Source organism: Pseudothioclava nitratireducens, from assembly GCF_029210495.1.
Classification (GTDB): Bacteria; Pseudomonadota; Alphaproteobacteria; order Rhodobacterales; family Rhodobacteraceae; genus Pseudothioclava; species Pseudothioclava nitratireducens.
This window is the reverse complement of the sequence record NZ_JARGDK010000003.1, coordinates 303,851-329,378: the sequence shown is the minus strand read 5'-3', so window position 1 is coordinate 329,378 and position 25,528 is coordinate 303,851. Positions and strand designations below refer to the sequence as shown.

At 60.6% G+C, this 25,528-nt stretch carries 23 protein-coding genes; 14 read left to right on the top strand and 9 right to left on the bottom strand.

The window, feature by feature from the left end:
* Window positions 1-478 precede the first annotated feature (478 nt).
* From P0X85_RS05625 to P0X85_RS05615, 3 genes are read left to right on the top strand one after another with little or no spacing between them, the layout of a single operon-like run.
* Window positions 479-2,434, top strand: coding sequence for a glycosyltransferase (locus P0X85_RS05625; protein WP_275809778.1), 1,956 nt, complete (start codon window positions 479-481; stop codon window positions 2,432-2,434).
* Window positions 2,431-3,159, top strand: a complete 729-nt coding sequence (locus P0X85_RS05620; RefSeq protein WP_275809775.1) for a CatB-related O-acetyltransferase — start codon at window positions 2,431-2,433, stop codon at window positions 3,157-3,159. Before P0X85_RS05625 ends, P0X85_RS05620 begins: the two co-directional genes overlap by 4 nt.
* Complete coding sequence (locus P0X85_RS05615) at window positions 3,156-3,902, top strand: sulfotransferase family 2 domain-containing protein (RefSeq protein ID WP_275809772.1); 747 nt, start codon at window positions 3,156-3,158, stop codon at window positions 3,900-3,902. Before P0X85_RS05620 ends, P0X85_RS05615 begins: the two co-directional genes overlap by 4 nt.
* Here the strand turns inward: P0X85_RS05615 and P0X85_RS05610 are convergent.
* Complete coding sequence (locus P0X85_RS05610) at window positions 3,899-4,840, bottom strand: glycosyltransferase (RefSeq protein ID WP_275809769.1); 942 nt, start codon at window positions 4,838-4,840, stop codon at window positions 3,899-3,901. The genes P0X85_RS05615 and P0X85_RS05610 overlap by 4 nt on opposite strands.
* A 78-nt stretch (window positions 4,841-4,918) precedes the next feature.
* On the opposite strand from P0X85_RS05610, the gene P0X85_RS05605 reads away from it, so the two are divergent.
* From P0X85_RS05605 to P0X85_RS05595, 3 genes are read left to right on the top strand one after another with little or no spacing between them, the layout of a single operon-like run.
* The gene (locus tag P0X85_RS05605) at window positions 4,919-6,247 is read left to right on the top strand and encodes a KpsE/RkpR family capsule polysaccharide export protein (RefSeq protein WP_275809766.1); all 1,329 of its coding nucleotides are present in this window, start codon (window positions 4,919-4,921) and stop codon (window positions 6,245-6,247) included.
* Window positions 6,248-6,256: 9 nt separating this feature from the next.
* A complete protein-coding gene (locus P0X85_RS05600; RefSeq protein WP_275809763.1) occupies window positions 6,257-6,916 on the top strand; it encodes an ABC transporter ATP-binding protein in 660 nt (219 codons plus the stop codon).
* A gap of 9 nt (window positions 6,917-6,925) precedes the next feature.
* Window positions 6,926-7,747: an ABC transporter permease gene (locus P0X85_RS05595; protein ID WP_275809759.1), complete on the top strand. Its 822-nt coding sequence runs from the start codon at window positions 6,926-6,928 to the stop codon at window positions 7,745-7,747.
* A gap of 3 nt (window positions 7,748-7,750) precedes the next feature.
* Here P0X85_RS05595 and P0X85_RS05590 read toward each other — a convergent pair whose 3' ends face one another.
* On the bottom strand, window positions 7,751-10,453 hold the full coding sequence (locus P0X85_RS05590) for a calcium-binding protein (protein ID WP_275809756.1): 2,703 nt from the start codon (window positions 10,451-10,453) through the stop codon (window positions 7,751-7,753).
* A gap of 242 nt (window positions 10,454-10,695) precedes the next feature.
* Here P0X85_RS05590 and P0X85_RS05585 point away from each other — a divergent pair, with 242 nt between their 5' ends.
* A complete protein-coding gene (locus tag P0X85_RS05585) occupies window positions 10,696-13,104 on the top strand; it encodes a M10 family metallopeptidase (protein ID WP_275809753.1) in 2,409 nt (802 codons plus the stop codon).
* A 33-nt stretch (window positions 13,105-13,137) separates the two neighbouring features.
* On the opposite strand, the gene dnaQ is transcribed toward P0X85_RS05585, so the two are convergent.
* From dnaQ to P0X85_RS05565, 4 genes are read right to left on the bottom strand one after another with little or no spacing between them, the layout of a single operon-like run.
* The gene (gene dnaQ / locus P0X85_RS05580) at window positions 13,138-13,839 is read right to left on the bottom strand and encodes a DNA polymerase III subunit epsilon (RefSeq protein WP_275809751.1); all 702 of its coding nucleotides are present in this window, start codon (window positions 13,837-13,839) and stop codon (window positions 13,138-13,140) included.
* Window positions 13,832-14,428, bottom strand: coding sequence for a dephospho-CoA kinase (coaE, locus tag P0X85_RS05575; protein WP_275809748.1), 597 nt, complete (start codon window positions 14,426-14,428; stop codon window positions 13,832-13,834). Before coaE ends, dnaQ begins: the two co-directional genes overlap by 8 nt.
* Window positions 14,425-15,264 carry a shikimate dehydrogenase gene (locus P0X85_RS05570; RefSeq protein ID WP_275809745.1) on the bottom strand — a complete coding sequence of 280 codons (840 nt, stop codon included), beginning with the start codon at window positions 15,262-15,264 and terminating at the stop codon, window positions 14,425-14,427. The genes coaE and P0X85_RS05570 overlap by 4 nt, the downstream gene beginning before the upstream one ends.
* Entirely contained in the window at window positions 15,261-15,860 is a 600-nt protein-coding gene (locus P0X85_RS05565) for a Maf family protein (RefSeq protein WP_275809741.1), read from the bottom strand. Before P0X85_RS05565 ends, P0X85_RS05570 begins: the two co-directional genes overlap by 4 nt.
* A 395-nt stretch (window positions 15,861-16,255) precedes the next feature.
* Between P0X85_RS05565 and P0X85_RS05560 the strand changes: the two genes are divergently transcribed.
* The 7 genes from P0X85_RS05560 to P0X85_RS05530 all read left to right on the top strand — a co-directional run bounded on the left by P0X85_RS05560 (window position 16,256) and on the right by P0X85_RS05530 (window position 23,642).
* On the top strand, window positions 16,256-16,720 hold the full coding sequence (locus P0X85_RS05560; RefSeq protein ID WP_275809738.1) for a CopD family protein: 465 nt from the start codon (window positions 16,256-16,258) through the stop codon (window positions 16,718-16,720).
* Between the two features lie 135 nt (window positions 16,721-16,855).
* The gene (gene rho, locus P0X85_RS05555) at window positions 16,856-18,127 is read left to right on the top strand and encodes a transcription termination factor Rho (protein ID WP_275809735.1); all 1,272 of its coding nucleotides are present in this window, start codon (window positions 16,856-16,858) and stop codon (window positions 18,125-18,127) included.
* A 33-nt stretch (window positions 18,128-18,160) separates the two neighbouring features.
* Window positions 18,161-19,444, top strand: a complete 1,284-nt coding sequence (mnmE, locus tag P0X85_RS05550; RefSeq protein WP_275809732.1) for a tRNA uridine-5-carboxymethylaminomethyl(34) synthesis GTPase MnmE — start codon at window positions 18,161-18,163, stop codon at window positions 19,442-19,444.
* Window positions 19,445-19,447: 3 nt separating this feature from the next.
* Window positions 19,448-21,319, top strand: coding sequence for a tRNA uridine-5-carboxymethylaminomethyl(34) synthesis enzyme MnmG (gene mnmG / locus P0X85_RS05545; RefSeq protein WP_275809728.1), 1,872 nt, complete (start codon window positions 19,448-19,450; stop codon window positions 21,317-21,319).
* On the top strand, window positions 21,316-21,945 hold the full coding sequence (gene rsmG, locus P0X85_RS05540; protein ID WP_275809725.1) for a 16S rRNA (guanine(527)-N(7))-methyltransferase RsmG: 630 nt from the start codon (window positions 21,316-21,318) through the stop codon (window positions 21,943-21,945). The genes mnmG and rsmG overlap by 4 nt, the downstream gene beginning before the upstream one ends.
* Entirely contained in the window at window positions 21,938-22,753 is an 816-nt protein-coding gene (locus P0X85_RS05535; protein WP_275809722.1) for a ParA family protein, read from the top strand. Before rsmG ends, P0X85_RS05535 begins: the two co-directional genes overlap by 8 nt.
* Window positions 22,754-22,757: 4 nt before the next feature.
* Window positions 22,758-23,642, top strand: a complete 885-nt coding sequence (locus P0X85_RS05530; RefSeq protein WP_275809719.1) for a ParB/RepB/Spo0J family partition protein — start codon at window positions 22,758-22,760, stop codon at window positions 23,640-23,642.
* On the opposite strand, the gene P0X85_RS05525 is transcribed toward P0X85_RS05530, so the two are convergent.
* From P0X85_RS05525 to P0X85_RS05515, 3 genes are read right to left on the bottom strand one after another with little or no spacing between them, the layout of a single operon-like run.
* The gene (locus P0X85_RS05525; RefSeq protein WP_275809816.1) at window positions 23,643-23,996 is read right to left on the bottom strand and encodes a YbaN family protein; all 354 of its coding nucleotides are present in this window, start codon (window positions 23,994-23,996) and stop codon (window positions 23,643-23,645) included.
* Window positions 23,996-25,153, bottom strand: coding sequence for a radical SAM family heme chaperone HemW (gene hemW, locus P0X85_RS05520; protein ID WP_275809715.1), 1,158 nt, complete (start codon window positions 25,151-25,153; stop codon window positions 23,996-23,998). Before hemW ends, P0X85_RS05525 begins: the two co-directional genes overlap by 1 nt.
* Window positions 25,150-25,521 (bottom strand): RidA family protein, encoded by a 372-nt coding sequence (locus tag P0X85_RS05515; protein ID WP_275809813.1) that lies wholly within the window; start codon window positions 25,519-25,521, stop codon window positions 25,150-25,152. Before P0X85_RS05515 ends, hemW begins: the two co-directional genes overlap by 4 nt.
* Window positions 25,522-25,528 lie beyond the last annotated feature (7 nt).

Here is a 25,528-nt window from a genome sequence, read left to right as displayed (position 1 = left end):
CTCAGCATAACCACGAAAGCCGCCTGATCATGACCTCAGGCCATCTGGGAAATTACACCACCTTGACGGACGCTACCGGCGGATCAGGGTGAGCGGTTGGGCGCTTGCGGATGAAGTCGCACTGTTCCAGTCCGGCAGTATCGATAAAACTAGGCCGCATATTCGACGTGAAGATGTCCATTTGGCGTTGGGAATCGACCCCGCAGTTGGATTTGATTTGACGGTGCCTGTCGGCATTGAGGACCTTTTTGCGCGACGCTTCCCAGGGATCGGGATTAAGGCTGGGGGGGAGGAAATACTCTCACCTCTGCCCATAAGGGGCTTTCAACTGAAATTGCTTCGGTGTCGTTTGGCTTTCCTGATTCGGCTTTTAGGCGTAGCGCCGGCGGCTGCCAAATGGCTAGCAACCAAAGATCCGTTTTATCGCTCGAAGATAAAGGATGGCCTCAACCTCAATATCAAAGCCGCAAAAGATGGCTTGAGGGTCAAACAGCTTTGGACCGTTGATCGCAGCAAAACCCTGTCGATCATCCTGCCGGTCTATAACGCCTTCGATCTTTTGCCCGAGGTCTTGCAGCGGGTTCGGGACAACACCGATCTGCCGTGGCGGCTGATCGTGATCGAGGATTGCTCGACCGATCCGGAGGTGCGCCCATGGCTGGCCGATTGGGTCGCGCGGGAAAGGGCGGCGGGGCATGAGATCACGCTGCTCGAAAACCCACAGAACCTGGGGTTTATCCGCTCGGTCAATCGCGGTTTTGAGATGGCGCTGGAGCATGGCGGGCCGGTGGTTCTGTTGAACTCGGACGCTTTTGTGCCTGCGGGCTGGGCCTCGCGGTTGCTTGCGCCGATGGTGTCGGACGCAAGCGTGGCCACCGTCACGCCAATGTCGAACGACGCCGAGATTTTCACCGCCCCCCGGATTTGCGAACGCCGCGTTCTGAGCGCTGGCGCCGCCGACCGGATCGACACGCTCGCACAGCAGATCGACCCCGCCCGCACCACCTTCGAAGCCCCGACGGGGGTCGGCTTCTGCATGGCGATGGGTGGCGAGTTTCTTGCGAAACTGCCTAGTTTCGACACGGTTTTCGGGCGTGGCTACGGTGAAGAGGTCGATTGGTGCCAGCGCGCGCGTCAGATCGGCGGGCGGCATCTCGGGATCGCCAATCTCTTTGTCGAGCATCGCGGCGGCGAAAGCTTTGGCTCTGCCGAAAAACTGCGGCTCGTCGCGCAGAACAACCAGATCGTCGAAAAGCGCTACCCCGGCTACGACCTCGAGGTTCAGTCCTTCATCCAGAACGATCCGGCGTGGAATGCGCGGTTTCTCCTGGCGATGGCCTGGGCTGCGACCAAGGGGCAGGTGCCGATCTACCTTGCGCATGCCATGGGCGGCGGCGCGGATCACTGGCTCGAACGCGAGATTGCGCAGAACCTCAAGGCGCATGATCTGCCGAGTATCGTGCTGCGCGTGGGCGGGCATGAGGACTGGCAGGTCGAATTGCACCTGACGAACGGAAAGATCGCCGCACAGACGAACGATTTCGACGAGGTTCTAGCCGTGCTGCGCCCCTTGGATGACGCCCGGCTGATCTATTCCTGCGGCGTGGGCTATCCCGACCCGATCTCGCTCCCGGCGCGGCTCATCGAGATCGCCGAGGCCGGGGATTACCCGATCGAGGTGCTGTTCCACGATTTCTACCCGCTCTCGCCCTCCTACACCTTGCTCGATGCCGATGGGGTCTATCGCGGCCCGCTCACCGCCAAGAACCCGGACTCCGCCCATATGGCGCGCGCCAAGGGCGGTCGTCATCACACGCTGGCGGAATGGCAAGCCGAATGGGGCAAGTTGCTGACCCGTGCCGCGCATCTGACCGTTTTTTCCGAAGATAGTTACCGTCAGGTGCTTGCAAGCTATCCGGGCGTCGCGCCCAAGCTGCGGGTGCGCCCGCATCGTATTCTTGCGCATGTGCCAAAGATCCGCCCGCTGAAACACGATACCCGCACGATCGCCGCGCTGGGCAATATCGGTCAGCAGAAAGGCGCCGCCGTTCTGCGCGACATGGCGCAAAAACTGGGTCGGGCGAGCGATCTGCGGCTGGTGTTGATCGGCAATATCGACCCGGCCTATGCGCTGGCATCCAGCGCGCCGGTCCATGGCAGCTACAAGATCGAGGACCTGCCGAGCCTGCTTGCCCGCTATCAGGTCACCGACTTGCTGATCCCTTCGATCTGGCCCGAGACCTTCTCCTACACGACCCATGAGGCGCTTGCGACGGGCCTGCCGGTCTATGGCTTCGATCTGGGCGCGCAGGGCGATACGTTGCGTGCCGCCCCTAACGGCATCGCCCTGCCATTTGACCCCGAGGCCGATCTGGCCCAAACCATTATTGACGCCCTGCGGGGCGATACGACGACCCAGGAGCCGACAGTATGAGTACTATTCCGGTGAGCCTTTCGACCTTGCGCAGCAAAGGGATCGAGGTGCTCAATCGCCCTTCGAACACGCTGAACCTGCCCAAGAACACAGTCCTTGAGGCGCCGTGCAGCCTGAAGTGGACAGAGATTCAGCACTCGATCGCGTTGGGGGCGTTTTCCTATCAGGTCTCGGGCTATTGTTTCGCGGCGCGGATCGGGCGCTATTGCTCGTTTGGCGAGAACGTGCAGATCGGGCGGCAGAACCATCCGATGGATTGGATCTCGACCAGCCCGATGTTCTACACCGGCGCGCGCGCGATTGAGGCCAAAGGGGATTTCGCAGGCTCTGACCAATATCAGAACTTCAAGTTCAACACCTCGCGCCCGGCGACGAGGGCCAAGATCACGACAATCGGGAACGATGTCTGGATCGGGCATGGTGCGCTGATCGGAGCGGGGGTGACGATTGGCGACGGGGCCGTGGTTGCGGCCCATGCCGTTGTTACCAAAGACGTTCCGCCCTATGCGGTGGTCGCGGGCAACCCGGCGGTCATCAAGAAATTCCGGGTGCCGCCGACGCTGATCTCGCCGATGCTGCGCAGCCGCTGGTGGCGGTTCGCGCCGTGGCAGCTTCAGCATCTCGATCCTGCGACGCCCACGAAATTCATTCAGGGCGTCAACGAGATGAAGGACGAGCCCGAGTTCAAAGCCGATGTTTTCGACCTGCGGGACAGCGCGAAATGACGACACTCGTCTTTCTGCACATTCCGAAAACCGCCGGGCAGACCGTCCACTCCGAACTCGCCCGGATCGTTGGCGAGAAAAACGTCTCGCCCATCCGGGTGCACACACAGGCCACGCCGCAAACCCAGTTTCCGTCTGGTTTTGCGCTGTATTCTGGCCATATCGACTGGATCGCGCTCGATGACGTCCCCGAGGATCGCTTCGTGTTTTCGGTGCTGCGTGACCCGCGCGAGAGGATTGCGTCTTTCTACCTTTACCTGCTGAAAGAGGCGCAGGCGCTTGGCCCCAAAGAGCTTGAGCAGCCCACCAATACCGGCAAGCGGACGATCCTGCGGCAATCGGCGGATGACTATTTCTTCAACGGTCCGCCAAACTGGCAGAAGTTCATCCACGACCATTACGACAATTTCTATTGCAGCTACTTCGCCACCAAGCGGATGCGTGGATGGGTGCAGCGCGAGAAGCTGGAACCCGAGGTTGTGATGCGCCGGGCACTGCGGCATGCCCGCTCGCTCGATGCGATTTACTCGGTCGAGAACCTCGCGCCGCTGGAGGTCGATATCGAACGGGTGACCGGCAAGCCGATCAGCGTCACCCGGAAATTCGTCAATGCCGGGTCGGCTCCGACCGACAAGAAGCGCTGGCCGCTTCTGATCGAGCGGATCGAGAGTGACGCCAATATCGCGCGGCTCGAAGCCTTTGCCGAGCGCGACGCGGAGTTCATGGCGAAGCTTGGTTTCTAGATCCGACCAAGGCGTCCCATCAGTTCCAGCGCGACACCGGCGCCGCGGGACTGACGATACAGCCCAAGCGCATGCGGGCCGCGCAAAAGCCGGTTGCGCCCCGAGCGCCGCCAGGCTGCGAACGCGTCCCGCATTTCTCGCGCTTCCGGGTTGAGCAGATCGTCACAGGCCGCCAAGCCTTCGAGGTTGCGGTCGATCCAGCCTGCGAACCGTTCGCTCCAAAGCATTCCGATCCGCGCAAGACCCGAGCCGAAGCCCCGATTGCCGCCCAGCTCATTCGCGTCATGCTGGCGATAGAGCAGCATCGGTTCATCGTCGATCACGACCTGCATGCCCGCCCCCGTCGCAATCTGATAGAACCACCAATCGTGATACGGCACGCGCGCCGAAAGCGCCGCGGGCACCGAGGCACGAAGGATACACGCCGCCGCCGGGTTCATCACCAGCGCATGACCGCTAAGGATGTTCTGGACGAGCGCATTTCCAAAGGCGGGCGGACGACCAAAACGCCGTGACGGAACGGGACGCGCGCGTCCGGGCAGAAGGTGCAGGCTGCGGCTGGAATAGACCGCCGGGGCCTCGGGATCGGGCAAGGCCGCAATCTTCGCGCAGGCGCGTTCAAGCTTTTGCGGCAACCAGACGTCATCCTGATCGGCGAAGGCCAAATAGCCATCCTCGGGCGTGGTGCGGGCGAGAAGGCTCAGAAAATTCGCAGCGCTTTGGCCTGCGCCCGGACCATCGACAAGCCGCAATTCGGCATCGGGATTGCGCGCCCCCCATGTGGCAAGCATCTCGCGCGTGCCATCGCTCGATCCATCATCCGACACGAACAGGCGCCAGTTACGATGGCTCTGATCGAGAAACGACCGCAACTGCGCCGGAAGATGGTCCACACCCTGATAGGTGCACATCAGGATGGTCAGGGGCGGCTGGGCCACGGGGCGCTCCGGCTCTGGAAATTCATGCCGTATATATGTATTGAGAACCATCTTGGCGCAATCGAATGGTCAAACTCAGTGAGCAGTGAAAACAATGGCCCGAAGGGCGCGGCGCAGGATGGTGTGAACCGGGGCCCGGCACGGGCCGGGGCGGGTCCAAATCAGCAACGCAAGGCGGCGGCACAAAAGCCCGGCTCGGATATCGGGTCGCTCATGTCGCAGATGAAACGCGCGGCGCGTGAAACCGCGGGGGCGGTGGCCCGGCGCAAGATGCCGTCTCGCGCGCATCTGCGGGCGCGTCACCTTGGGGTGATCGCGAGCTTCTTCCTGCTCTGCGTCGCGCCCGTCGTGATCTCATCCTTCTATCTCTATGCCATGGCCGCGGATCGTTATGTCTCGCTCGTCGGATTTTCGGTGCGCAAGGAAGAGAGCGGCTCGGCCGTGGAACTTCTGGGCGGGATCGCGGAGTTCTCGGGGTCGAGTTCGGCCGATACCGATATCATCTACAAGTTCATCCAGAGCCAGGAACTTGTCGCGCGGCTCGATGCCAAGCTGGGCCTTCGCCAGCTTTGGGCGAAGGGCAATCCGAATATCGACTTTATCTATGCGTATGACCCGCCCGGCACGATCGAGGATCTGGTCGAGTACTGGCAGCGTATGGTGAAGGTCTATAACGACTCCGGGACCGGGCTTATCGACCTTGAGGTGCAGGCCTTTACCCCCGAGGATGCGCAGCGCATCGCGCAGGCGATCTACGATGAAAGCGCGGCGTTGGTGAACGAGCTGTCCGCCATCGCGCGCGAGGACTCGATCAGCTATGCCCGCGACGAGCTGACGGATGCGGTGCGGCGGCTGAAACAGGCCCGCGCCGCGCTGACCCGGTTCCGCAATGAGACGCAGATCGTCGATCCCAGCGCCAGCATCCAGAGCCAGATGGGCCTGCTGTCCTCGCTTCAGATGCAGCTTGCCAGCACCCTGATCGACCTCGACACGCTGCGCCAGACCACCCGCGCAAACGACCCGCGCGTGGTGCAGGTCGAACTGCGCGTGGAGGTGATCCGCAAGCAGATTCAGGCCGAACGCGACAAGCTGGGCCTTGACGGGCCGGTGGACGGGCTGGGTGGCGATGGCCAGGTCTTTGCCGAGCTGGTGGGGCGCTACGAGGAGCTGGCGGTGGATCAGGATTTTGCCGAGCAGGCCTATGTCGCGGCGCTGACGGCTTATGACGCGGCTTCGGCGGAGGCGCGGCGCAAGACCCGCTATCTGGCCGCGCATGTCCATCCGACCCGCGCGGAAACGTCGACCAAGCCGGATCGCCCGATGACGATCGGCCTGATCGCGCTGTTCTCGTTCCTGTTCTGGGGCATGGCCGTTCTGACCTATTACGCCCTCAAAGATCGCCGCTGAGCCGCCGCCATGATCGAGCTCCGCGATCTGAACAAGGTCTACTGGATGGGAAACCGGAAGAAGGTTGTCGCGGACAATCTCAATATCGTGTTTCCCTCCAGGACCTCGATCGCGATCCTCGGGCGCAACGGCGCGGGCAAGTCCACGCTCTTGCGGATGATCGCCGGGTCGGTCGATCCGACCTCGGGGATGATCCTGTCGGATGGAGAGATTTCCTTTCCGGTGGGCTTTGCGGGATCGTTCCACAAGGACATGACCGGCGCGCAGAACACCCGCTTCATCGCGCGCATCTATGGCGTCGATTCCGATGAGCTGATGGCGTTCGTCGCAGAGTTCGCGGAGTTGGGCGGGCATTTCCACATGCCGCTGCGGTCCTATTCGTCAGGGATGAAATCGCGCCTCGCGTTCGGCGTGTCGATGGGGCTGCGCTTCGACACCTACCTGATCGACGAGATCACCGCTGTGGGTGACGCGCGCTTCAAGAAGAAGAGCCGCGAGGTGTTCTATGAGCGGCTGGAGCGCGCGGGGGCGCTGTTCGTGAGCCACTCGCTGGGACAGGTGCGCGAGATGTGCAGCGCGGGCGCAGTTCTCGAGGGTGGCAAGCTGACCTATTTCGACGATGTCGAAGAGGCGATCGAGGTTCATATGTTCAACATGGAGCATTCCTGAGGTGCGCCCGTGAGCCTGAATCCGAACACCACCGGAAACCGCAAGCTGCGCCGCGTCCGCGCGCCGCTGCGCTTTGCCTCGTTACGAGTGATCATGGCGCTGATCCTGCGGGAGATGTCGACGACCTATGGCCGCTCGCCGGGGGGCTATGCGTGGATGATCCTCGAGCCGGTGCTGGGGATCGCGCTGCTGACGGCTGTGTTCTCGCTGGGCTTTCGCACTCCGCCGCTTGGCACGAACTTCCCGATCTTCTACGCAAGCGGTCTTTTGCCGTTCTTCATGTTTCAGATCATCGCCAATAACGTCTCGCAGTCGATCAATAACGCGCGCGCGCTGCTGGCCTATCCTCGGGTGACTTTCATCGACACGATCCTCGCGCGATTGATCCTTGCCACGGTGACCCAGCTTCTGGTGGGCATCATCCTGTTCACGCTGATCGTCACGGTTTTTGAAACGCGCACCGTGCTCAAGTTCGACCGGATCTTCACCGCCTATGCGATGGCGATTTCGCTGGGGGCGGGGATCGGGATCATGAACTGCCTGCTGATCTCGCGCTACCAGATCTGGCAGCGCGCATGGTCGATCATCATGCGCCCCGCCTTTCTGATCTCGGGGGTGATCTTCATTTACGAGAACATCCCGCAACCCTATGGCGATTACCTGCTGTGGAACCCGCTGATGCATATCACCGCCGAAATGCGGGCCGGGTTCTATTACAGCTATGACGCGACCTATGTATCGCCGAGCTACGTGTTCTCGATCGCCGCCGGGGCGGGTCTGCTTGGGCTGATCTTCCTGCGCCGCTACAACAAGGACCTGCGCGAACTCTGACGGTCAAACGTAGATCAGGTCATTCACCAACTGGCTGGCCGCGTCGAGACCGATCACCAACAGGCTGTCCTGCGCGCCGAAGGTAATGAGCAGCCCCTCATCGGTTTCCTGCACGTGATCCAGCAGCGTCGCGGGTGAGAGGCCCGAGGACAGCAGCAAGGTCAGATCAATCGCGAGCGTGTCCACGTTATCCTCGAAGTCGCGGATCACATCATGGCCACCGTTGAAGATGAATTGATCCGGGTGCAGCCCGCCGACAAGCGTATCGTTGCCGGCCCCGCCATCGAGCGTATCGCGCCCCGTGCTGCCACCCAGAAGATCGTCGCCCGCATCGCCAAAAAGCAGGTCATAGCCTCGCTCGCCAAGGATCACGTCATTTCCCGCGCCACCATGGATCGTGTCGAGGTCAATCCCCCCGCGCAGCAGGTCGTCACCCTCATCACCATGGATCAGGTCCGGTCCGGCATTGCCGAAGATCGTGTCATTGCCGCTGCCGCCGGTAATCACATCATGGCCATTCATCGCGTTGATCAGGTCCGCACCATCTTCGCCATGGATCGTATCCCAGCCGACACCGCCATAGACGGTATCATTGCCGCTGCCGCCATAGATCACGTCATTTCCGGCATAGCCGATGAGCAAGTCATTGCCGCCATCGCCATAGAGCGTGTCATGGTCCCCCATGCCATCGAGCGTGTCGTCGCCGATCCCGCCATAGAGCGTGTCATAGCCCTTGCCGCCGCGCAGATCGTCATCGCCAGCGCCGCCGTAAAGCGCGTCATGGCCAGCATAGCCGATCAGCAGATCGTCATCGTTCTCGCCGTAGATCGTGTCGTTCCCCCCCATGCCATCAAGCGTATCGCGCCCGGTCCCGCCATAGAGCGTGTCGAGCCCGATACCGGCGCGGATGATGTCGTTGCCATCCCCGCCATAGAGCAGGTCATGACCCGCATAGCCGATCAGAGAGTCGTTCCCGTCTTCGCCGAAAAGCGTGTCATGCCCGGCTCCGCCATCAAGGGTATCCTGTCCACCCGACCCCAGAATTTCCTCGGGCCGGTAGGTGCCGACGAGAAAGTTGTTCCCGGCATCCCCGAGAATCCGCGTCGCGGTCTGGGGGGGCGGCTCGACCGGCGGGGGGTCAACCGGCGGAGGTTCGGACGGGGGTTCGGGGGGCAGCGGTTCGATCTCGACGAACCAGTCGGCCAGAACCCGGTCGAGGCCGATCAGATCCAGAAGCTCGAGCGCCGTCACGTGCGGGGCTGTTCCCGTGGCGGAAAGAATACGCAATTCTTCGTCCCGGAAGCGCAGGACGACCCCATTCGACAGGAAGGTCACATCGAGTTGCGAGAGATTGCGCAGGAAGGGCCATTGCGACAGATCGAGGCGGTCCACGCCAAATTCGAAATCCGCAATCACATCATTGCTGCCATCGGCGGCGAGCACGAACAGATCGGCCCCGGCACCCCCGCGCATCGTGTCGATGCCCGCGCCGTCAAACAGAACATCGCTGCCATCTTCGCCGATCAGAAAATCGTCGCCCGCGCCGCCGAACACGAGATCCGCCCCCTCGCGCCCGGTCGTAAGGCCGCCATTGGGATCGGCCTCGACCAAAAGGCCCAGCGCCCCGGTGGCGACCCCGATGGCGGTCAGGCCCGCCTCGGACCCGCTGGTGACAAGAAGCGTCAGCGTTCCGCCCGTTTCGACGAACGTCAAGCTAGAGATGTTGTCGAGGGTGGTCTGATCGGTGTCGACCAGTTGCTCCAGAAAGATCAGGTGTCCGTTGGGCATGAGTTCGAGAAGCGTCACCCCGTCATCAGACCCCGCAACCGCTACGAATGTCCGGCCGTTGAGTGTGATGCTGTCCATCACGCTTGCATCGGCAAAGCGGGTATCGAGCGAATCGAGGACATGATCGGTATTGGTCAGCGCGCCGGTCTCATCAATGGCAAAGACACTGATGGAGCCGGAACCGGACGCACCCAGAAGCGCAAAACTCTGGCCCCCGATCTCGACGATTTCGAGCACGGAGGGGTCGTTGATGCCGATACCGTCAGCCGCGCCAAGCCGGGCGATCTCTGTCACCGCGCCAGAGGACTCGACCCGGTATGTGACGATGGAGTTATCGCTCGCATCGGCGGCGACAACGATACCTTGTGCAGTCAGGCCAAGGGCCCGCAAGCCGGAACCGCTCTCGCCCATCTGGCCGATCGCAAGGCGGCTGACCACGCCCATGTTGTCGATATGCCAGGTCGACAGGCCAAGATCGCCATCCCCCGCACCGATCAGAAAGGCGCCGCCATTCCCATCGGGAACAGCCTCCACGAGGCCGAGGTCATTGGGCAGCAACTCGCCATCCAGGCGATAGGGGCTGTCTATAGAGCCGCCCGAGCCGAGGCGATACAGGCCCACCCCGCCATAGCCCAGCCCGGTGCACAGCACGAAATCATAGCCCCGGATGTCCAGCTCGGTCAGGGTCCGCAGCACACCCGGCTGCGTGAAGGCCCCGACCGACTGCGTGTCGATCACCGTAAGGCTGCCATCCGCGTTCAGCAGGTAGGACACCAGCGCCGAGGTCGCCGCAGCATTCAACACATAAACCACGGTCCCGGCCGCCGTCTCGCGCACCATCACATCGTTTACCCCTTGCAACGAGCCCCCCTCGTTGCCCTGGGTCACGGTGACATAAGAAATATTGAGCATCCCCATACTCGCCCCCAGTCAACCACCAAGGGCAGGCTGCGCCCGAGGCTTGCCGGGAATCGGTGCCGCATCGTGGCAAAAGGGCGGCGTTTGGGATCAATTCTCCTATAAATTAAGACAATTACCTGCCGTCGGGGCAAGAGCAGGGCTAGCAAGGCGTTAACGATTCCTATACTTTTGGTCGGGCAGCGGCATCAAAGCCGCTGTCTGCATTTGACCCCATCCCCGGTTTTGAGAAAGCTGCCACGATGACGATTGCCCAAGACAATATGCTCTTTGCGACCATCACGGAGACCACGGATACGAATTTCGATCCGAACAATCCGGTTCTGGATGATCGCTACACGCTCAATCCGGGCGATACGTTCACCGGCAGGCTGACACAAGCCACGAATCCCGGCGACTTGGATATCGTTGCCATCAGTGTGACTGCTGGCAACCAATATACGATTGATGTTGCTGGTTATGGCTCCGACCCGATCTACGACACCTATATGTATGTGCTGAACGATCAGGGGGCTCTGGTCGGACAGGATGACGACGGCGGCCCCGGATACTATTCGCAGTATACCTATTCGGCGACCTACACCGGGTTAATATACGTTGTTATCAACACGTTCGATCAACGCGCAGGCTATATTGGAGAGAACGGGGATTACTCAGTCACTGTCTCCTATGGCTCGCCGGTGACACCGCCGCCTGCGGGTACTTATGACGACATGGCTTATTACCTGACGGACGGGTTCTGGTATGACGCCGGGACCGTGCCGGGGCAGTTCAGCACCACCTCCGGCAACCAGATCACGGTGAACATCACCGGGCTGACCGCCGCCGAGCAACAGCTTGCGCGCTGGGCCTTTGAAGCATGGGAAATGGTCGCCGATCTGGATTTTGTCGAAGTCAGCGGGACCGCTGCGCTGACCTTCGGCAATACCGACACCTCTTACGGCGAGACCTTCTCGGCCTACACCACCCAGCCGGGCGATGGCGCCGAAATCATCATCACCTCGGCCTGGACCAACTATTACGGCACCGCGATCGACAGCTATTCGTTCTCGACCTATGTCCACGAGCTGGGCCATGCGCTCGGACTTGGGCATATGGGCAACTATAACGGCACCGGCGACTACTACACCGAGGCCGTCTGGCTCGACGATAGCTGGCAGCTTTCGATCATGTCCTATTTCGACCAGACCCAGAACCCCTATGTCGAGGCGGATTATGCCGCGCTGACCACGGCGATGCTGGTCGATATCATCGCAATTCAGGACCTTTACGGGGCCGCGTCGGGCGGTGTGACCGCGGGCGCGACCACTTGGGGGTTCAACTCCAACATCGACAACTATCTGAGCGATCTGTTCGACGCGGTGGCCGCGGGTGGCAATGCGCTCTATAGCGGCGGGCCGATTGCACTCACCATCTTTGACGAGGGCGGGATCGACACGATCGACTTGTCGCTGATCACCGGCAACTCGACCATCAACATGCTGAGCGAGGGTATTTCGGACGTCGATGGCGTTGCAGGAAACCTGCTGATCGCACGCGGCACGGTGATCGAAAACCTGATCCTCGGCAGCGGCAACGACTCTGTCATTGGCAACAACGCCAGCAACAATATCATCGCCGGGAACGGCCATGACACGATCGAGGCCGCGAATGGCGCGGATACGATTGATGCCGGGGTCGGCAATGACAGCGTCAGCGGCGGTGGCTGGAGCGACCTGATCCTTGGTGGCCTTGGCAACGACACGATCGACGGCGGCGCTGGCAACGACACGATGAACGGCGGCGGCAATGACGATGTGATCCTTGGCTTGCTGGGGCACGATTCGATCATCGGCGAGGGCGGCAATGACGATCTGCGCGGCCATGAAGGCCGGGATACGATCAATGGCGGCCTCGGCGACGACACGATCCTTGGCGGAACGTCCTCCGACACGCTTCTCGGAAGCGGGGGCAACGACTCTATCGTCGGGTGGACCGGGAACGACTCGATGGATGGTGGCGCGGGCAATGATACGCTCATCGGCAATATCGGTCAGGACACGATGATCGGGGGCGATGGGAACGACTCGATCAACGGCGGTATTTACTCTGACTCGCTTCAGGGTGATGCAGGCCTTGATACGATTGTGGGGGGCGATGGGAACGATTTCATCGATGGTGGGAATGACAACGACACGCTGATCGGCAACGGCGGCGCCGACACCATTTATGGCGGCCTCGGCGACGACTCGATCAATGGCGGGAATTTCGATGACCTGCTGCTGGGCGAGGGTGGCAATGACGACATTTATGGCGGCAACGGTCTGGATACGATCCGGGGCGGTGCCGGCGCGGACTATATCGAGGGCAATGGCGGCGAGGACTATCTTGCAGGGCAGGATGGGAACGACACCATGTTCGGCGGCATGCTGGGTGACACGTTCCGGTTCAACCTTGGCGACGACGCCGATGTCATCGGCGATTTCCAGAACGACCTCGATACGATCTGGATCGACGCGGACCTGATGGGTACGATGGCCATCGAAGACCTTGGCGACATCGCAACGGTTGTCGGAGGCAATCTGGTGCTGGATTTCGGCGGCGGCGATACGCTGACGCTGAACGGGGTGACGAACGTCAACATCCTGTTCGACGATATCGTTCTCGTCTGAGGACCACAGATATGGTGGGGCTTCGGTCCCGTTCTAGCGGCCGCGATTCCAGATCGCGGCCTCTCCCATTTTGGCGACCATTGCGGCATGCGCCTCGGCCTCGGCTTCGGTCAGGCGCGCGGGCAGGGGTGTCGGACGCGGGCGCGGGCGCCAGTCCTCCGAGGCTCCGCCCTGAGTGGCGGGCCCGCTCGAGGGTTCGACAGAGAGACCAAAGCCCGGCTGACGGCCCCCGATCAGCTCCAGATAGACCTCGGCCAGAATTTCGGAGTCGAGCAATGCGCCGTGGAGCGTCCGCGACGAGTTGTCGATATTGAAGCGCCGGCACAGCGCGTCAAGCGAGGCGGGCGAGCCGGGAAACTTGCGCCGCGCCATCATCAGCGTATCGACCGCGCGATCATTGCCGATCAGCGGTTTTTTCACCCAGCCAAGCTCGGCGTTAAGGAATTTCATGTCAAAGGCGGCGTTATGGATCACCAGCTTGGCGTCCGGCCCGATGAAATCGAGGAAATCCTGCGCGACTTCATGGAATTTCGGCTTGTCCGAAAGGAACTCATCGCCCAGCCCGTGCACCTCGAAAGCCTCCTTTGGCATGGAGCGCTCGGGGTTGATATATTGGTGATAGGTCCGACCGGTGGGCACGTGATTGAACAGCTCGACCGCGCCGATCTCCACGATGCGGTGGCCTTCTGACGGCTCGAACCCGGTGGTCTCGGTATCCAGAACGATCTCACGCATCTTTGCCCTCCAGTGTCGCAATCAGATGTCGCACATCCGCGCGGGTCTGCTCAAGGGTGAGGGTTTCGATGACGTAATCGGCGCGGGCACGTTTTTCGGCATCAGGCATCTGCCGCGCGAGGATCATGTCGAGCTGCGCTTCGTCCATCGTGCCACGGTCAAGGACGCGGGCGCGCTGCACCTCGGGCGGCGCGCTGACGACAAGCACCGCATCGCAAGCCGTCTGCGCGCCGGTTTCATAGAGCAGTGGAATATCGAGCACGATCAGCGGGGCGTCGGAATGATCGCGGATAAACGCGGCTCGGGACTCTGCCGTCAGCGGGTGAACGATCGATTCCAGATGTGATAGAGCCTGTTTTTGCTCTGACAGGATCGCCTTGAGCGCCCCGCGATCCACTGCGCCATCCTTGATCGCCTGCGGAAAGAGCGCGCCGATGGGCGCGACCGCAGCCCCGCCACGCGCATAGAGCGCATGGACCGTCGCGTCCGCATCCCAGACCGGCACGCCTTCTTCGGCGAACATCTTCGCCGTGGTCGACTTCCCCATCCCGATGGAGCCGGTCAGCCCAAGGAGAAAGGGCCGCGTCATGCGTTGAGAATCCGGTTGCGCAGGTCTTCGGTAACTTCGGGGCGATGGCCGAACCAGCGCTCAAACCCCGGAACCGCCTGATGAAGCAGCATCCCAAGCCCGTCGACCGTCCGGCAACCCGCCTCTTTCGCGGTGCGCAGCAGGTCGGTTTCGAGCGGCGTGTAGACGATATCATTCACGACCGCCCCTGGCATCAGGGCGTCGAGAGGCACGCGGAACTCCGGCTTGCCGACCATCCCCAGCGAGGTCGTGTTGACCACCGTGGCAGCACCTTCAAGCATATTGCCCGCCTGAACCCAGTCATAGACCACGATCCGCGCCCCAAACTCGGTGCGGAGGTTCTCGGCCCGCGCCTTGGTCCGGTTCGAGATACGGATTTCGGGGCAGCCCATTTCGAGCAGCGACGCAAGCACGGCCCGCGCAGCACCGCCTGCGCCGAACACCGCTGCCGGGCCTTCGTTCGGATGCCAATCCGGGATCGCCTGTTTCACATTGGCGATGAAACCGTAACCGTCTGTATTATCTGCATGAATCTTGCCATCCGGGCGGAAGATCAGCGTATTGGCCGCGCCGATCAAGGCCGCCCGATCCGAGACGACATCGGCAATCGCCAACACCGCTTCTTTGTGGGGAATGGTCACGTTGCAGCCAACAAAACCCGCCTTGGGCAGCGCGCGGAGCACCGTCTCGAGGTCCTCGCCTGCGATGTCGATCGGGATGTAATAGCCGCGGATGCCATAGGTCTTAAGCCAGTGTCCATGCAGGATCGGCGACTTGGAATGCGCGATGGGCGAGCCGATCACGCCAGCCAGCGGGATGCGGGGATGGTCGGTCATGTGGTCAGCTCTCCTCGGATACGCAACCAATTCAACAATTCGATGAGCGGCAAGCCCAAGACGGCAAAGTAATCGCCTTCGACAGCAGAGAAAAGCCGAACGCCCTCTTCTTCGAGTTTGTAGCTTCCAACGGACCAGCGAATGCTGTCCCAGTTCCGCGCGACATAGTCTTCGATGAAAGGGTCGGTCAGGTCGTGCATGGTCAGGCGAACCGTCGCGACATGGCGCCATAGCGGCTGGCCGTCGCGGATCACGACCAAGGCCGAGAGCAAACGGTGAGTCTTGCCCGACAGCGCACGGAGTTGCTCCATGGCAGCTTCGGGCGTGCCGGGTTTTGCGAAGATCTGCCCCTGACATTCAAGCACCTGGTCGGCACCAAGGACCATCGCGCCGGGCCGCCGCGTCGAGATTTTCGCGGCCTTCATCTCGGCCAAAGCGTTGGCGACATCTCGGGGCGTCGCGCCTTCGGCTTCGAGGCCAAGACGGATAGCCTCTTCGTCGATCCGGGCCGGCGTGACCTCGACATCGAACCCAGCGTTACGCAGCAAACTCGCTCGGATTTCCGATGCAGAGGCGAGAATGAGGGGCGAAGGCATGTGGATAACCTGTCGGAGAAAGCGTCGGGTAACTCTGTGGGTCGGTGACCGGGTGTCGATCCCTCCACAGTTCCGTTAAGTTCTATCAAGATTTGGTAAAGCTTTTCCACCTGTGGAAACGCGATTTTCGACATGTGGGGATTTGCCGCGTCAGCCCTTATCATCCAAAACTTGTCCACAGAGGCCGGAAATCCTAAGGTGAGATTAAGTATCTGTTTTAAAATGAAATTATGAGATACTCACAGGATGGCGGGCATCATGACGGGCCTTCTGAGTGCGCGATAACGACATGTGGAGAGGTCTATAATCCACATGATCCACAGGCCTTACATCATCATCATCTTTTCTTTTAATCTTTATTTTATTTAAGAAGGGCGAAGACAAAGGGAGCCCCCATGACCGACCTCCTCGCTGATTTCTACCCATGGATCAAATCCATGCATGTGATGTCGATCCTCGCTTGGATGGCAGGGCTGTTCTATTTGCCACGGCTCTATGTGTATCACGTCGAAGGACTGAAGAAGCAGGGTGTGGTGCGCGGCTCCGACATGGATTTGCTGTTCCAGCATCAGGAACGCCTGCTGATGAAAGCGATCATGAACCCTGCGATGATTTCCAGCTGGCTGTTCGGGCTTATGCTGGTGTTCACTCCGGGGATCGTGGATTGGTCGAGCATCTGGCCCTGGACCAAGGCGGCCGGCGTGATCGGAATGACGTGGTTTCACATGTGGTGCGGTGCCAAACGGAAACAGTTCGTCGAGGACAGTAATGCGCTGACCGGACGCCAATACCGGATGATGAACGAAGTGCCGACGGTTTTCATGATCGTGATCGTGCTCTCCGTGATCGTGAAATTCTGAGCATTCATTGACTCTGAAGGGCTTTGCACGTAAGTGCTGTCCAAGCCCCGGCCGTCCGGCCGACCGGTTTTTCGAGACAGAACCAAAGATGAGCGCCCCGAGCGGGGTGCTTTCGCGCATGAAAGTGGGACTCCCATGACCAAGGAACGTTTGAACCTTTCGGACCTCAAGGCGAAGAGCCCCAAGGATCTCTTGGCGATGGCCGAGGAGTGGGAGATCGAGAACGCCTCGACCATGCGCAAAGGCGAGATGATGTTCTCGCTGCTCAAGGAACATGCCGAAGAAGATATCGAGATCGGCGGCGATGGTGTGCTCGAGGTGCTTCAGGATGGCTTCGGTTTCCTGCGCTCGACCGAGGCGAACTACCTGCCGGGTCCGGACGATATTTACGTCTCGCCCGACATGATCCGCCAGCACAGCCTGCGCACCGGTGACACGGTCGAGGGGATCATCCGCGCGCCGGGTGAGAATGAGCGCTATTTCGCGCTGACCAAGGTTGAGAAGATCAATTACGAGGACCCGGAGAAGGCGCGCCACAAGGTCGCCTTCGACAACCTCACGCCCCTTTACCCTGATGAGCGGCTGAAGATGGAAATCGAGGACCCGACGATCAAGGATCGCTCGGCCCGGATCATCGACCTCGTGTCGCCGATCGGGAAAGGCCAGCGTTCGCTGATCGTGGCGCCGCCGCGCACCGGTAAGACGGTTCTTCTGCAAAACATCGCCCATTCGATCGAGCGCAACCACCCGGAATGCTACCTGATCGTCCTGCTGATCGACGAACGTCCCGAAGAGGTGACCGACATGCAGCGTTCGGTGAAGGGTGAGGTTGTGTCCTCGACCTTCGACGAACCGGCAACGCGTCACGTCGCGGTGGCCGAGATGGTCATCGAGAAGGCCAAACGCCTGGTGGAGCATAAGCGCGACGTCGTGATCCTGCTCGACTCGATCACCCGTCTGGGCCGCGCCTATAACACCACGGTGCCGAGCTCGGGCAAGGTTCTGACCGGTGGTGTGGATGCGAACGCTCTGCAACGTCCGAAGCGCTTCTTCGGTGCCGCGCGCAACATTGAAGAGGGTGGCTCGCTGACCATCATTGCGACGGCGCTGATCGATACCGGCTCGCGGATGGACGAGGTGATCTTCGAAGAATTCAAGGGCACCGGTAACTCGGAAATCGTGCTCGACCGTAAAGTCGCCGATAAGCGCGTCTTCCCGGCGATGGATATTCTCAAGTCCGGGACCCGGAAAGAGGACTTGCTGGTCGATTCGAAGGATCTTCAGAAGACCTATCTGTTGCGCCGCATCCTGAACCCGATGGGGACGACCGATGCGATCGAGTTCCTGATCTCGAAGCTCAAGCAGACCAAGACGAACTCGGAATTCTTCGACTCGATGAACGGCTGAGGCTGATTTATCGTTTATCCCTAAGGGGTTACGATGGACACGATCTTTGCATTGGCAACCGCCCGCGGCAAGGCGGGGGTTGCGGTTATCCGTATTTCAGGGCCTTGCGCCTGGTTGGCGGCAGAGCGGCTCGCGGGCGTCCTGCCGCCACCGCGCCAGACCGGCTTGCGCGTGCTGCAGCTTGACGGCTCGGCACTGGATGAGGCGGTTGTGCTTTGCTTTGAGCGCGGGAAAAGCTTTACCGGTGAAGAGGTCGCCGAGCTTCATATCCACGGGGCGATTGCGACCGTCTCGGCGGTGTTGCGGGCGCTTGGCGATATCGACGGGCTTCGGCTGGCCGAGCCCGGTGAGTTTACTCGGCGGGCCCTAGAAAACGGCCGGCTCGACCTCGCGCAGGTGGAGGGCTTGTCGGATCTGATAGACGCGGAAACCGAGGCGCAACGCAAGCAAGCGTTGAAGGTTCTCTCGGGTGCCGTAGGATCCTTGGTTGATGGCTGGCGGGCCAAGCTGGTGCGGGCTGCGGCACTCATTGAGGCGACGATTGACTTTGCAGATGAGGATGTTCCCGTCGATGTATCGCCCGAGGTCTTGGAACTGATCGACTGCGTGAAGGCAGGGATTGCGCACGAATTACGTGGTGTTTCCGCTGGCGAACGGGTGCGAGAGGGGTTCGAGGTTGCGATCGTGGGGCGGCCGAATGCTGGCAAATCAACGCTTCTGAATGCTCTGGCGGGCCGCGAGGCGGCGATCACCTCCGAGATTGCAGGCACGACGCGTGACGTGATCGAGGTCCGGATGGATCTTCGGGGGCTGCCTGTGACCGTGCTTGATACGGCGGGCCTGCGCGAGACCGAAGACCGAATTGAAACGATCGGGATCGAGCGGGCCCTGGAGCGTGCAAGGGCCGCCGATCTGCGTATCTTCTTGCTTGATGGTGCGGATGTGCCGCTTATTGCGCCCTCTGCGGGGGATCTCATCGTGCACGGTAAGGCGGACCTTGGGGCGCAGGATGGTCTTGCTGTTTCTGGCAAGACCGGGGAGGGCGTCGACACGCTTGTTACGTTGATGACGGAGCGGCTTGAGGGGCAAGCTGCCTCTGCAAGCGTTATGTCGCGCGAACGTCATCGCATCTCGTTGATGGATGCGGTTGAGGCTATGGAATCGGCGCGAAATGAGGTATTGCGCGGGTCTGACCGCGCAGAGCTTGCGGCGGAATCACTTCGGCAGGCTGCGCGGGCGCTTGAATCGCTGGTTGGGCGTGTGGATGTCGAACATCTGCTGGATGAAATCTTTGCCAGCTTCTGCATCGGCAAGTGAGGAGTGTTTCACGTGAAACATTTTGACGTCATCGTTGTTGGGGGCGGACATGCGGGAACCGAGGCCGCGCATGCCGCCGCACGCATGGGTGTGCGTACGGCTCTTGTAACGCTGCGCGCCGATGCGATTGGTGTCATGTCCTGCAACCCGGCCATCGGGGGGTTGGGTAAGGGGCATCTTGTTCGCGAAATCGATGCGCTGGACGGTGTCATGGGGCGGGCCGCTGATATGGCGGGAATTCAGTTTCGACTGTTGAATCGTCGCAAAGGTCCTGCGGTTCAGGGGCCTCGTGCTCAGGCTGATCGCAAGCTGTATCGGGAAGCCATGGCGCTTTTGACCGCCGCTCAGTCCAACCTTGATGTTATCGAGGGAGAGGCCGCCGACTTCATCATGCAAGGCGGGCGGGTTTCAGGAGTCATCCTAGCGGATGGAGCAGAGATTCGTGCTGGGGCCGTGATCTTGACTTCAGGAACGTTCCTTAACGGATTGATTCACATCGGCGACCAAAGTCATGCGGGTGGGCGGATGGGCGACCGTCCGTCGATTGCTCTTGCGGAACGACTTGCAGCGCTTGATTTGCCGCTTGGGCGACTTAAAACCGGCACGCCGCCGCGACTGGACGGCCGTACAATTCGCTGGGATGCGCTGGAGATGCAGCCGGGCGATGCCGAGCCGGTCATGTTTTCCTTCCTTAACAAGGCGCCGGCAGTTCGCCAGATCGCCTGTGGCATCACGCATACGAATGAGCGAACGCATGAGGTGATCCGCGAAAACCTCACCCGCTCGGCGATGTATGGGGGGCATATTGAGGGCGTCGGCCCGCGCTATTGCCCCTCGATCGAGGACAAGGTGGTGCGATTTGCGGATAAGACATCGCACCAGATCTTTCTTGAGCCTGAAGGGCTGGACGATCACACGGTCTATCCGAACGGAATTTCGACATCGTTACCCATCGATGTCCAAGAGTCCTACGTGCGCTCTATTTTTGGCCTGGAAGAAGTCAAGATTCTTCAACCGGGATATGCAATTGAGTATGACTACGTTGATCCGCGCGCCCTTAGGGCGACCTTGGAATTACGCGATCAACCCGGACTCTATCTTGCCGGGCAGATCAACGGAACCACCGGATATGAGGAGGCCGCTGCACAAGGTATGGTAGCGGGACTCAATGCTGCGCTCAGTATCTTGGGGAGAGATCCAGAGATTTTCAGTCGGTCGCAATCCTATATCGGTGTAATGATTGATGATTTGATCACGCGGGGGGTGTCGGAGCCTTACCGGATGTTCACGTCACGTGCCGAGTTCCGGCTGTCGCTGCGTGCGGACAATGCAGATCAGCGGTTGACGGGCATTGGTCTTCGCTTGGGCTGCGTCGGCGAGCGGCGCGCCGCTGCATTCGGGGCGAAAATGGGGGCACTTTCTGCTGGCCGCGATGTACTGATGGGCGCCACGCTGTCGCCTGCGCAAGCTGCGGAGCACGGCCTTCGCGTTAATCAGGATGGCACTCGGCGCAGTGCTTTCGCTTTGCTTTCCTATCCGGATATCGCCTTTTCCGATTTGGTGGGCGCTTTGCCCGAATTAGCTGACATTGATCTCGATGTGGTCGAGCAGCTCTGCCGTGAGGCGCTTTACGCGAACTATGTTGAGCGTCAGGAGGCTGATGCCGAGGCCATTAAGCGGGATGAGGGCTGGTTGATACCCGCAGATTTCGATTACGGCGCACTGCCGGGTCTGTCGAATGAGCTTAAAGGCAAGCTTGAGCGTGCGCGACCGCAAACGCTTGGCCACGCCGCCCGTGTAGAGGGGGTGACGCCCGCGGCGCTGACCCTGATCCTCGCCCGCCTTAAGCAAATTCAAAGAGCGAAAAGCGCATGACAGCGGACCATAAAGCCCGTTTTCAGGATCAGCTCAATGTTTCACGTGAAACAATCTCGCGGCTGGACGCCTATGAGGCGCTACTGCGCAAATGGAATCCGGCGATCAATCTGGTTTCTCCAGCGACGCTGGCTGGGGTGTGGGAGAGGCATTTTCTGGATTCGGCTCAACTTTTTTCAATAGGTGCCCCGGCCCATGGTCGTTGGGTTGATCTTGGTTCTGGTGGTGGATTTCCAGGATTGGTGGTTGCAATTCTTGCCCTGGAGAAATGTCCAGCGCTTGAGGTTCTGCTCGTGGAAAGTGACAAGCGGAAATCTGCCTTTCTTTCAACGGTTGCGCGTGAGCTATCTCTGAATGTGACCGTACTCGCGGAGCGGATTGAGGCCATCCCGGCGCTGGGTGCAGCCGTAGTGAGCGCGCGCGCCTTGGCCCCCCTCGACAAACTGCTCGGGTTCGCAAATCGGCATCTGTCGCCCGATGGACTCGCGATTTTCCCCAAGGGGGCTGGTTGGCGACAAGAGCTTGCGACCGCTCAGGAAAGCTGGTCCTTTAAGTATCAAATGTCTCCAAGTGAGACCGAGTCCGAAGCGGCCATCCTAACAATCACCGAGGTATCGCGTGCCTGATCCTACGCGCCCGAAGGGCCCGAAAATTATTTCAATCGCCAACCAGAAGGGCGGCGTCGGCAAGACCACAACGGCCATCAATCTTGCGGCGGCGCTTGCCGAACAGGGGCGGCGCGTTCTGCTGGTCGATCTCGATCCGCAGGGCAACGCGTCAACCGGGCTTGGCGTTGAGCCCGAAGACCGCAAGTTCAGCACTTATGATTTGCTGCTCGATGATGCGCCGCTGCGTGACGTGATCGTACCGACGGATGTCGCCGGACTTTGGCTTTGCCCCGCGACAACAGATCTTTCCTCGGCGGACATGGAGCTTGTATCGACGGAAAAGCGCAGCTTCTTGCTGCATGATGCTTTGCGGCAACCAGATATTGATAGCTACGCGCTCGACTATATCTTAATCGACTGCCCGCCATCGCTGAGCCTCTTGACGGTTAACGCTATGGTGGCCTCGCAATCGGTTCTGGTGCCGCTTCAGGCGGAGTTCTTTGCTCTTGAGGGGCTTTCACAACTCATGCTGACAGTTCGGGAGGTTCGCCAAACCGCAAACCCAACGCTCCGGATTGAGGGGGTTGTCCTCACGATGTATGATGTTCGCAACAACCTATCGCAACATGTAGAGGCAGATGCGCGTGCGACGCTGGGTGAGATCGTGTTCAGAACGATGATTCCCCGCAATGTCCGCGTTTCAGAGGCACCCTCTTTCGCGCAGCCGGTTCTCAGTTATGATAGCGCATCGCGCGGCGCGGAGGCTTATCGTGCGCTGGCAAAAGAAATGCTGATGCGGCACGAAGCTGCGCAGAATCGAGGATGAGCGGATGAGCGACAAGAAAACGGATCGCCGGGGCCTTGGGCGGGGATTGTCCGCGCTGATGGCTGACGTGAATCTGAACCCAAAAGAGCCCGAAGCCGCGCCGCGTCGCGCAGAAATGCGTGTGCCGCTTGAGCGCCTCGAGCCAAATCCCGATCAGCCGCGGCGTACGTTTGAGCCGGAGGCGCTTGAGGAGCTCGCCGCGTCGATCCGTGAGAAGGGGGTGATCCAGCCGCTTATCGTGCGCAAGCATCCGAGCAAGCCGGATCACTACGAAATCGTGGCGGGTGAGCGCCGCTGGCGTGCGTCGCAGATCGCGCAGCTCCACGAATTGCCGGTTATCGTGCGCGACTTCAGCGATACGGAAGTGCTTGAAATCGCAATCATCGAGAATATCCAGCGCGCAGAACTCAATCCGCTTGAGGAGGCGCTTGGTTATCGCCAACTCATGGACCGCTTTGGTCATACGCAAGAGCGGCTCGCCGAGGCGCTCTCCAAGAGCCGCAGTCATATTGCGAACCTGCTTCGCCTGCTTCAGCTTCCCGATGATTTACAGGATATGCTGCGGGATGGCCGTTTGACGGCGGGTCACGCGCGGGCGCTGCTGACGGCGGACGATCCCCGCGGCCTTGCGGCGCAGGTGGTGTCCCGCGGTCTGTCGGTCCGTGACGTGGAGCGATTGGCCAAGAAGCCCAACAAAAACGGCTCTAAGCCTGCGGAAAAGGCCTCGACAAAGGATGCCGATACGCGCGCGCTCGAGGCCGATCTGTCGGCGGCAACGGGCATGAAGGTGCAGATCGACCACCGGGGAGAGGGTGGCCAGATCTCGATCAGCTACAAGTCTTTGGACGATCTCGACCTTCTGTGTCAGGCGCTGAGCGGCCTGCGCTAATCAAATCTCGGGTCGACTCCAGATGAACAGACTGACCGCGGCCAGTGTGGTGAGTTGAATCGCGATAATCGTGAGTGGCACCCCAAGCGTGAGGGTTATGCCAAGGCTGGCGAGGATGGACAGGCTCGCAGCCCATTTCGCGCGTCGGGAAATTGCCCCGCGTTCTCGCCAATCACTGATCGCGGGGCCGAATTTTGGGTGCGAGATCAGCCAATCATGCAGGCGATCCGAGGATTTTGCGAAGAAGAATGCGGCGAGCAAAAGAAGCGGTACCGTCGGCAGAAGTGGGACGAAGGCGCCTAGCACGCCCAGGCTGAGAGAGAACAGACCGCAACCAAGCCAGACGAAACGCATCATGGGATCAGCTCCCGCAGTATGCCGTTCAGCACTGGCCGACCGGCGGTGGTGGCTGCAATTCGACCCTGTTCCGCCTGAATAAGGCCCAAATCGCATAATTCATCCAGCTTTGCCCGTGGCAGCGCCACACCGGAAAGCGCCTCATAGCGCTGGGCGGAAATCCCTTCGGACAGGCGTAGGCCGAAAAGCAGAAATTCGATGGCTTGCTCTTCTCGTGACAGCGCCTCGCGGGGGGATTCGCCGTTCCCGGTCGTCTCGACCATCTCAAGCCAGGCGTTTGGCAATTGGGGGGCCTCGGTCGCCTGACGCTGACCGTTCAGTGTGAGCCGCCCGTGGGCTCCCGGGCCGATCCCCGCGTAATCGCCGTAGCGCCAATAGATCAGGTTGTGGCGGCTTTCAGAGCCGGGATGCGCGTGATTTGAGATCTCGTAGGCGGGCAGACCGGCGGCGTCACAGATCTCTTGTGTTTTCAGATACATATCTGCCGAGGAGTCATCATCCGGCAAGCCTTTTAGCTTGCCAGCAGCGTGGCGTGCGCCGAACACAGTGCCGTCCTCGATCGTCAGCTGATAGAGCGAGAAGTGATCGACCGCCATCGAGAGTGCCTCGCGTAGTTCAGCCTCCCAAGCCGCCTCATCCTGATCCTGGCGCGCGTAGATCAGGTCAAAACTCACCCGGTCGAACTGATTGCGCGCGATGTCAAAGGCCTTGCGCCCCTCGGCGGCGCTGTGCATCCGACCGAGCCTGCGCAGATCGGTATCGTTCAGCGCCTGCATCCCCATCGAGACGCGATTGACGCCAGCCTCGGCATAGCCGCGAAAACGACCGGCCTCGATGCTGGTGGGGTTGGCTTCGAGCGTGATCTCGATGTCATTTGCAAGTCGCCAGGTCGCGCGGACCTCGTCGAGAATGGCGTGAACCAGATCCGGGTCCATCAGGGACGGCGTGCCGCCGCCAAAGAAAACCGAGTTCAGAACGCGATCACCGGTCTCTGTGCCAAGCCGGCGAATCTCTGACAGATAGGCTCTGTTCCAGCGGTTTTGGTCGATTTTGTCCGCAACATGCGAGTTGAAATCGCAATAGGGACACTTGGCGGCACAGAAGGGCCAGTGCAGGTAAAGCCCGAACCCGCCATGCCGCCAATCTTCGGTCATTTGAGCGCCGTAACCTCGATCTCGACCTTCATCTCGGGTTTGATGAGCCCAGCGATGACCATGGTCGCGGCGGGGCGCACGTCGGAGAGCGCTTCGCCGAGGGCCGGGATCAGTTCGTCCACGAGGGCGGTGTCGGTCACGGTGTATTGCACTCGAACGATGTCCGACATAGCGAAGCCCGCTTGATCGAGCACGCCAGCGATTGTCTTGAAGCAGTTGCGCGCCTGATCGGCGATGCTTTCGGGCATCTCCATCGTGGCATAGTCGTAGCCGGTCACGCCGGAGACAAAGCACCACGGGCCTTTCACGATGGCGCGGGAGTAGCCCATGGTTTTCTCGAAGGGAGAGCCGGTCGAGATGCGTGTCACTTCAGTC